This is a genomic window from Piscicoccus intestinalis NBRC 104926, assembly GCF_001515525.1.
Classification (GTDB): domain Bacteria; phylum Actinomycetota; class Actinomycetes; order Actinomycetales; family Dermatophilaceae; genus Kineosphaera; species Kineosphaera intestinalis.
This window is the reverse complement of sequence record NZ_BCNQ01000060.1, coordinates 21,892-28,528: the sequence shown is the minus strand read 5'-3', so window position 1 is coordinate 28,528 and position 6,637 is coordinate 21,892. Positions and strand designations below refer to the sequence as shown.

The 6,637-nt window shown below is 72.9% G+C and carries 8 protein-coding genes; all 8 read left to right on the top strand.

What is annotated here, in order from left to right:
• Positions 1-158 precede the first annotated feature (158 nt).
• The 8 genes from pgeF to PINTE_RS11045 all read left to right on the top strand — a co-directional run bounded on the left by pgeF (position 159) and on the right by PINTE_RS11045 (position 6,590).
• Positions 159-908: a peptidoglycan editing factor PgeF gene (pgeF, locus tag PINTE_RS11080; RefSeq protein ID WP_068430219.1), complete on the top strand. Its 750-nt coding sequence runs from the start codon at positions 159-161 to the stop codon at positions 906-908.
• A complete protein-coding gene (locus tag PINTE_RS11075) occupies positions 905-1,774 on the top strand; it encodes a YggS family pyridoxal phosphate enzyme (RefSeq protein WP_084343490.1) in 870 nt (289 codons plus the stop codon). The genes pgeF and PINTE_RS11075 overlap by 4 nt, the downstream gene beginning before the upstream one ends.
• Before the next feature lie 183 nt (positions 1,775-1,957).
• Positions 1,958-2,623, top strand: a complete 666-nt coding sequence (locus PINTE_RS11070) for a cell division protein SepF (RefSeq protein WP_068430233.1) — start codon at positions 1,958-1,960, stop codon at positions 2,621-2,623.
• Between the two features lie 222 nt (positions 2,624-2,845).
• Positions 2,846-3,136, top strand: coding sequence for a YggT family protein (locus PINTE_RS11065; protein WP_068430215.1), 291 nt, complete (start codon positions 2,846-2,848; stop codon positions 3,134-3,136).
• Positions 3,137-3,339: 203 nt separating this feature from the next.
• Positions 3,340-4,281: a DivIVA domain-containing protein gene (locus PINTE_RS11060; RefSeq protein ID WP_068430213.1), complete on the top strand. Its 942-nt coding sequence runs from the start codon at positions 3,340-3,342 to the stop codon at positions 4,279-4,281.
• A 245-nt stretch (positions 4,282-4,526) separates the two neighbouring features.
• Positions 4,527-5,024 (top strand): TraR/DksA family transcriptional regulator, encoded by a 498-nt coding sequence (locus PINTE_RS11055; RefSeq protein ID WP_245642911.1) that lies wholly within the window; start codon positions 4,527-4,529, stop codon positions 5,022-5,024.
• Positions 4,997-5,662: a signal peptidase II gene (lspA, locus tag PINTE_RS11050; protein ID WP_084343488.1), complete on the top strand. Its 666-nt coding sequence runs from the start codon at positions 4,997-4,999 to the stop codon at positions 5,660-5,662. Before PINTE_RS11055 ends, lspA begins: the two co-directional genes overlap by 28 nt.
• Positions 5,655-6,590, top strand: a complete 936-nt coding sequence (locus PINTE_RS11045; RefSeq protein WP_068430210.1) for an RluA family pseudouridine synthase — start codon at positions 5,655-5,657, stop codon at positions 6,588-6,590. The genes lspA and PINTE_RS11045 overlap by 8 nt, the downstream gene beginning before the upstream one ends.
• Positions 6,591-6,637: the final 47 nt, after the last annotated feature.

Genomic DNA, 6,637 nt, shown 5'->3' with positions numbered 1-6,637 from the left:
TGCCGCGCCCGTGCCGCGCCCGTGGCGTCCGTGCCGTCCGTTCCGCCCGTGCCGCCCGGTGTCGCACGTGCCGCCCGTGCCGGCGTCGGCCGGAATCGGGGAGCCCGACCGCCCGCGGGGGCGTTCGCGCGACGGCCCGGTCCGCGTAGGCTGGCGACGTGTTCTATTGGCGTCATCAGGTCGACCCGCCGCAGCCCGGGCAGCCGGGCGTGGACTGGGGATTCACGAGCGCGTCCGGCGGGCGCGCGGACGTCGCGGCCGACTACGGCGCGTTCAATCTCGGCGGGCACGTCGGCGACGATCCGCAGTCGGTCGAGGACAACCGCCGCGACCTCGCCGCCGCGATCGGCGTACCGCGCGACCACCTGCTGTTCATGGCCCAGGTGCACGGTGCCACCGTCATGCGCGTCGACGAGCCCTGGCAGGGCGACCCGCCCGAGGCCGACGGCATCGTCACGACCAACCCCGAACTCGCCCTCGCGGTGCTCGTCGCCGACTGCGTGCCGCTGCTGCTCGCCGACGCGCAGACCGGTGTCATCGGCGCGGTGCACGCCGGCCGTCCGGGCATGACCGGCGGGATCGTCACCCGCGCGCTGGAGGTGATGGCCGAGGCCGGCGCCGAGCGCATCGAGGCGGCGGTCGGCCCGTCGGTGTGCGGCCGCTGCTACGAGGTGCCGGAGGAGATGCGCGCCGAGGCGGCGCGCGTCAGCCCGGTGAGCGCCACCGTCTCCTGGACCGGCACGCCCGCCATCGACATCGCCGCCGGCGTCGTCGACCAGCTGCACGCCGCCGGGGTCGCGGTGACGTGGATTCCCGGGTGCACCCGCGAGACCGACCGGCTCTACTCCTACCGCCGCCGCCCCACGACGGGCCGGTTCGCCGGTGTCGTGCGGCGGTGGGCCGCGTGAGCGCCGCCACCGAACCCGCCGAACCCACCGAACCCACCGAGCGCCCGGGCGAGAACGCGTCCGACGCCCGGAACGAACAACTCGCCGCGGGCCTGGCCGCGGTCCGGAGCCGGATCGCCGACGCCTGCCGAGCCGCCGGCCGCGACCCGGGGGAGCTGACGCTCGTCGTCGTCACGAAGTACTTCCCGGCCTCCGACGTCATCGCCCTGGCCCGGCTCGGCGTCGGCGACGTCGGCGAGAACCGCGACCAGGAGGCCGCCGGCAAGACCGAGCAGGTGCGTGAGCTGCTCGCCGGGCAGGAGCCCGCGCCGCCCCGGCTCCACTTCATCGGCCAGCTGCAGACGAACAAGGCCGCCTCGGTGGCGCGCTACGCCGCCGTCGTGCACTCCCTCGACCGGGCCAAGCTCGCCCGCGCGCTCGACAAGGGTGCCCGCGGCGCCGACCGGGTGCTCGACGTGCTGCTCCAGATCAACCTCGATCCCGACCCGGAGGCGGCTCGCGGCCGAGGCGGCGTGCCGCCCGCGCAGGCCGCCGAGCTGGCCGAGCTCGTCGACGGCTGCGCCAACCTGCGGCTGCGGGGCGTCATGGGCGTCGCCCCGCTCGTCGAGCAACCGAGCCAGTCCGCAAGCCAGCCGCCGAGCCAGCCTTCAGACGGGGTCGTCGGCGCGGAGTCCGGCGCGGATCGCGTGGCCCGGGAGGCGTTCGAGCGGCTGCGCGCCGTGGCCGCGGAGTTGGCCCGCGGGCGGGAGGGCGTCGACAGCGTCTCGGCCGGCATGAGCGCCGATCTGGAGCAGGCGATCGCCGCGGGGGCGACACACCTGCGTGTCGGCAGCGCAATCCTGGGCGCGCGTCCGGTGCGTGGTTAGCTTGTCGGTGAGGGCCGTCCCCGTTGACCGTGGACGTGAGTGGCCGCACCGGCAGTGATGTCGCGGCGCACGGTCGCAGCGCGTCGCGGGCAGTTCGGCGAGCGGTCGAGCGGGCGTGCCGCGAGCGGCGGGTCACACGCCCACAACGGGACGAGCGAAGTCGAGCACAGCAAGGAGCGCGAGATGGCAGGGGCCCTGCGCAACGCGATGGTCTACCTCGGGCTGGCCGAGGAGGACGACACCTACGAGGAGTACGACGAGCGACGCGACCACCGCGCCGAGCGCTCGGACGGCGCCGGTGAGCGCGCCGACCGCAGCGATCGCGCCGAGCGCGCCGACCGGTCGGAGTCGGCCGACCGGGGGCAGCGCGGGGAGGAGTCCGCGCGTCGGGTCGAGCGGGTCGAGCGCCCGATGGCGGAGCGGTCGGGCTCGGTGGCGCACGTGGCCAGCGTGCCCTCGCTCGTCGACGACGAGCCGGTCACGGCCGCGCCGGTGCGGCGGGCCGAGGTCACGCAGCTGCCGCGGCGCACGCCCGTGCGCGAGGTCGTCAAGGACATGGAGGTAGGCGGAGTGCACCGCATCACGACGATTCACCCGCGCACCTACAACGAGGCGAAGAAGATCGGCGAGAGCTTCCGCGAGGGCACGCCGGTCATCATGAACCTCACCGATCTCGACGACGCCGACGCCAAGCGGCTCGTCGACTTCGCGGCCGGCCTGGTGTTCGGTCTCCAGGGCTCGATCGAGCGGGTCACCAACAAGGTCTTCCTGCTCTCGCCCGCCGACGTCGAGGTCACCTCCGAAGACGGCGAGCCCACCAAGGGCAAGGGCCTGTTCAACCAGAGCTGACGACGCGCCGCGCTCGACCCCTCGCACGACGACCCGCCGCCGGGGCACGACCCCTTCGCGGCGGGTCGTCGCGTGCGTCCGGCCGTGTGGGGTGGCGAGGTAATGGCGTGGCGGAGGCGGGGTGCTGCTTCCCGAGCCAGCCGACTCCGGTGCCCCGGCGTCGGCCGACACCCGGTGCCCCCGGGTCAGCTGACGCCCAGTGACGTCCCCGATACTGGCGGTATGAACCCCGTCATCGGCTTGCTCGTCTGGCTGATCAACGTCTACATCATGGTGCTCATCGGGCGTCTGATCATCGACTGGATCCAGGTCTTCGCCCGCGACTGGCGCCCCCGCGGGGTCCTCGCGGTGATCTGCGAAGCGGTGTACACGGTCACGGATCCGCCGCTGCGGGCGTTGCGCCGCGTCATCCCCCCGATCCGCCTGGGAGGCGTGGCGCTCGACCTGTCCTTCATCGTCCTGATCATCGGATTGTCGCTGCTGACCAGCTTGCTCAACCAGATCGGACGGTGACGAGATACCGATCGGCCGTCACGCGGCGTCCACGTGACGGCCGCACCCGTCTCCCCGGTCGAGGGCGTCATCACAGCCTCCGGAGGCCTGTGAACGCGTGGGACGTGGACAGGTCGGGGGCGGATGTGAATTGTGGGGGCGTAAAAAAGCCTTACGACACGTACCATCCGATTCGCATCACCGGCTGACCCCGAGGGGACCACATGGCTCTCACGCCCGAGGACGTTCTCAACAAGAACTTCACCGCGACTCAGTTCCGGCGCGGTTACGACGAGCAGGAGGTCGACGACTTCCTCGATGAGGTCGTCGCCGAGCTGCGTCGACTCAGTGGCGAGAACGCAGACCTGCGGCGCAAGATCGACGGCGGCGGCCTGTCGCCCGAGGCGCAGCGCAATGTGGAGGCCGCCGAACGTGAGGCCGCCGAACGCATCGCCAAGGCCAAGGCCGACGCGGAGAAGATCGAGGCCGAGGCCGCCGAGCGGATCGCCAAGGCGACGTCCGAGCGCGACGAGGCCGCGGCGAAGGCCGCAGAGCCCGAGCCGGCCCCGTCCGGCGCAACCCCGAACACGGCGGCCCCGAACACGGCGGCCCCGAACACGGCGGCCTCGGATGCGGCGGGGCTCATCGCGTTGGCGCAGAAGGTGCACGACGAGTACGTGCAGCAGGGCAAGACGGAGCACGACCGGGTGGTCGGCGAGGCGACCTCGCGCTCGGAGGAGCTGCTGCGCACCGCGCAGGCTCGGCACGACGAGCTGCTGTCGACCGGCCAGAGCGAGCACGACCGGCTCACCGGCGAGGCCCGGCTCGAGCACGACCGGTTGCTCGCCGAGGCGCGGGAGCGCTCCGGCGGCATGCTCGCCGACGCCGAACAGCGCCGCCAGGCGGTCATCGCCGACCTCGAGTCCGAGCGCGTCGGCCTCGACCAGACGATCGGTCGGCTGCGCGACTTCGAGCAGGACTACCGCGGTCGGCTGCGCGCGTACATCGAGAGCCAGCTGCAGCGCCTCGGGGAGACCACCGGCGTCATGGAGGAGCCGGTCGGTGCCGAGGGAGCCGAGCCGCAGACCCAGCCGCAGAGCGAGCAGGGCAACCCCGGCGGTCCCGAGGGTGCCGAGCAGCGCAACCAGCGCGTGCGTCAGCGCTGAGCCCGTTCGGGTGGCCCGCGGGGCGCCCGATCGGGGCCGACCGGCTCCGATCGGGCGCCTGTCGGTGTGCGCATCGGGTGCGCATCGGGGCGGCGGGCCCGCCTCCGTAGCGCGTGTGACCTGCGCACGAGCGCCCCTGCAGCCGACCTGAGAAACACGCTGGGTGTTTCGGATTGCGCGACGGCGATGTCGGTTTATCCTCGTCTCTTACTTCCGCGACATCTGGTCGACACGACCGAGGCGCGGTGCACTCAACCCGCCGGGCCGCCGCCCGGCACGATTGGACCGAGGTCATCATGGCCGCTGTGAAGACAACCCCGTCCGGTGAACCGCAGGCCGGGTCGGGTACCGACGCGCTGCCCGTGCGTCCGGGTGAGGACCCGTGGACGCCGGAGGAGATCGCGGAGGTTCGAGCCGAGCTCGAGAGCGACATCGCCCGCATCGCCGACGAGCTGCAGGTCTCGGAGTCGGATCTCGAGGGGCTCATGCTCAACTACGGCGGCGGGTCGGGCGACGACTCGGCCGACACCGGCGGCAAGGTGTTCGAGCGCGAGCAGAACCTCACGCTCACCCAGAACTCCCGCACGCTGCTGGAGCAGAACAAGCGGGCGCTGGAGCGCATCGACACGGGCGCCTACGGCTACTGCGAGTCGTGCGGCCAGCCGATCGGCAAGCTTCGACTTCAGGCGTTCCCGCGTGCGACGCTGTGCGTGTCATGCAAACAGAAGCAGGAGCGTCGCTGAACACCACCGACGCATCGGAACCACGGGGGCGTGGCCGGGTCACCCGGCCCGCCCTCACCGCTGTCGTCCTCGGGCTCGGGCTGCTCGTGTGGACCCTCGACAAGCTCAGCAAGGAGTGGGCGCTGCGCGAACTGACTCCGGACGTCGTGCGGCCGCTGCTGGGGGAGGTGCTCCAGCTGACGCTGCTGTTCAACCCCGGCGCGGCGTTCTCGCTGGGCACGGGCGTGACCCCGGTGTTCACGGCGATCCAGGCGATCGTGTCGGTGGCGGTGGTCATCGCCGCGTTCCGGGTCGGCTCCGCGTGGTGGGCGGCCGGCCTCGGGCTCGTGCTCGGCGGCGCGACGGGAAACCTCACCGACCGGCTCACCCGGCCGCCGGGATTCGGCCACGGCCACGTCGTCGACTTCCTGATGCTGCCGAACTGGCCCGTGTTCAACCTTGCCGACTCGGCGATCTGCGTCGCCGCCGCCGTGCTGGCCGTGGTCGCCTTCCGCGGTATCGGCTTCGACGGTTCCCGCGAGGGCGCGCCGGCGCGCGACTCGGGCTCGGGTCCCGACTCGGGTGGCGGCTCGGGCTCGGACTCTGGCTCGGGCGCCCCCTCCGCCGCCGAGGAGAGCAGGGAGCAGCGCGATGCCTGACGTGCGGTGGCTGCCCGTGCCCGAGGGCCTGGAGGGCGAGCGTGTCGACGCGGCCCTGGCCCGGCTCTTCGGGCTGTCGCGCACGAAGGCGGCGCAGCTCGCCGGGGAGGGCGCCGCGCGGGTCGACGGCGCGCCGGTGGGCAAGTCCGACCGGGTGCGCGCCGGCAGCATGCTCGAGGTGACGCTGCCGCAGGCGGGCCCGCCGCCCGGCCTGGAGGTCGTCGCGGAGCCGGTGCCGGGCATGCGGATCGTGCACGACGACGACGATCTCGTCGTCGTCGACAAGCCGATCGGGGTCGCGGCGCACCCGAGCGTCGGCTGGAGCGGGCCGACGGTCGTGGGCGGGCTCGCGGCGGCCGGCTACCGGATCGCGACGTCGGGCGCGAGCGAGCGGCAGGGGATCGTCAGCCGCCTCGACGTCGGCACGAGCGGCCTCATGGTGGTCGCGAAGTCGGAGTACGCGTACTCGATGCTCAAGCGGGCGTTCCGGGATCGCACGGTCGACAAGACGTATCACGCGCTCGTGCAGGGGCTGCCGGACCCGGTGGTCGGCACGATCGACGCCCCGATCGGGCGGCACCCGGGGTTCGACTACAAGTACGCGGTGATGAAGTCCGGCAAGCATGCGGTGACGCACTACGAGGTCATCGAGGCGTTCGGTTCGGCCTCCCTCGTCGAGGTGCACCTGGAGACGGGCCGCACCCACCAGATCCGGGTGCACTTCGCCGCGCTGCGGCACCCGTGCGTGGGCGACCCGTTGTACGGCGCCGACCCGCGGCTCGCGGCTCGCCTGGGTCTGGAGCGGCAGTGGCTGCACGCCGTCGGCCTCGGCTTCGAGCACCCCGGCACCGGCCACTACGTGTCGTTCACGAGCACCTACCCGGCCGACCTCCACGAGGCCCTCGACCGTCTCCAACACCACCCCTGAACGTCCCTGAGAACTGCGTGTCGTGGTCAGGACTGCAGTCCGTGCCG

What these genes read in the sequence shown, in the direction of transcription:
- PINTE_RS11070 (WP_068430233.1), top strand. Translation starts at nt 1,958, where the DNA reads ATGGCAGGGGCCCTGCGCAACGCGATGGTCTACCTCGGGCTGGCCGAG.
- PINTE_RS11065 (WP_068430215.1), top strand. Translation starts at nt 2,846, where the DNA reads ATGAACCCCGTCATCGGCTTGCTCGTCTGGCTGATCAACGTCTACATC.
- PINTE_RS11060 (WP_068430213.1), top strand. Translation starts at nt 3,340, where the DNA reads ATGGCTCTCACGCCCGAGGACGTTCTCAACAAGAACTTCACCGCGACT.
- lspA (WP_084343488.1), top strand. Translation starts at nt 4,997, where the DNA reads ATGCAAACAGAAGCAGGAGCGTCGCTGAACACCACCGACGCATCGGAA.
- PINTE_RS11045 (WP_068430210.1), top strand. Translation starts at nt 5,655, where the DNA reads ATGCCTGACGTGCGGTGGCTGCCCGTGCCCGAGGGCCTGGAGGGCGAG.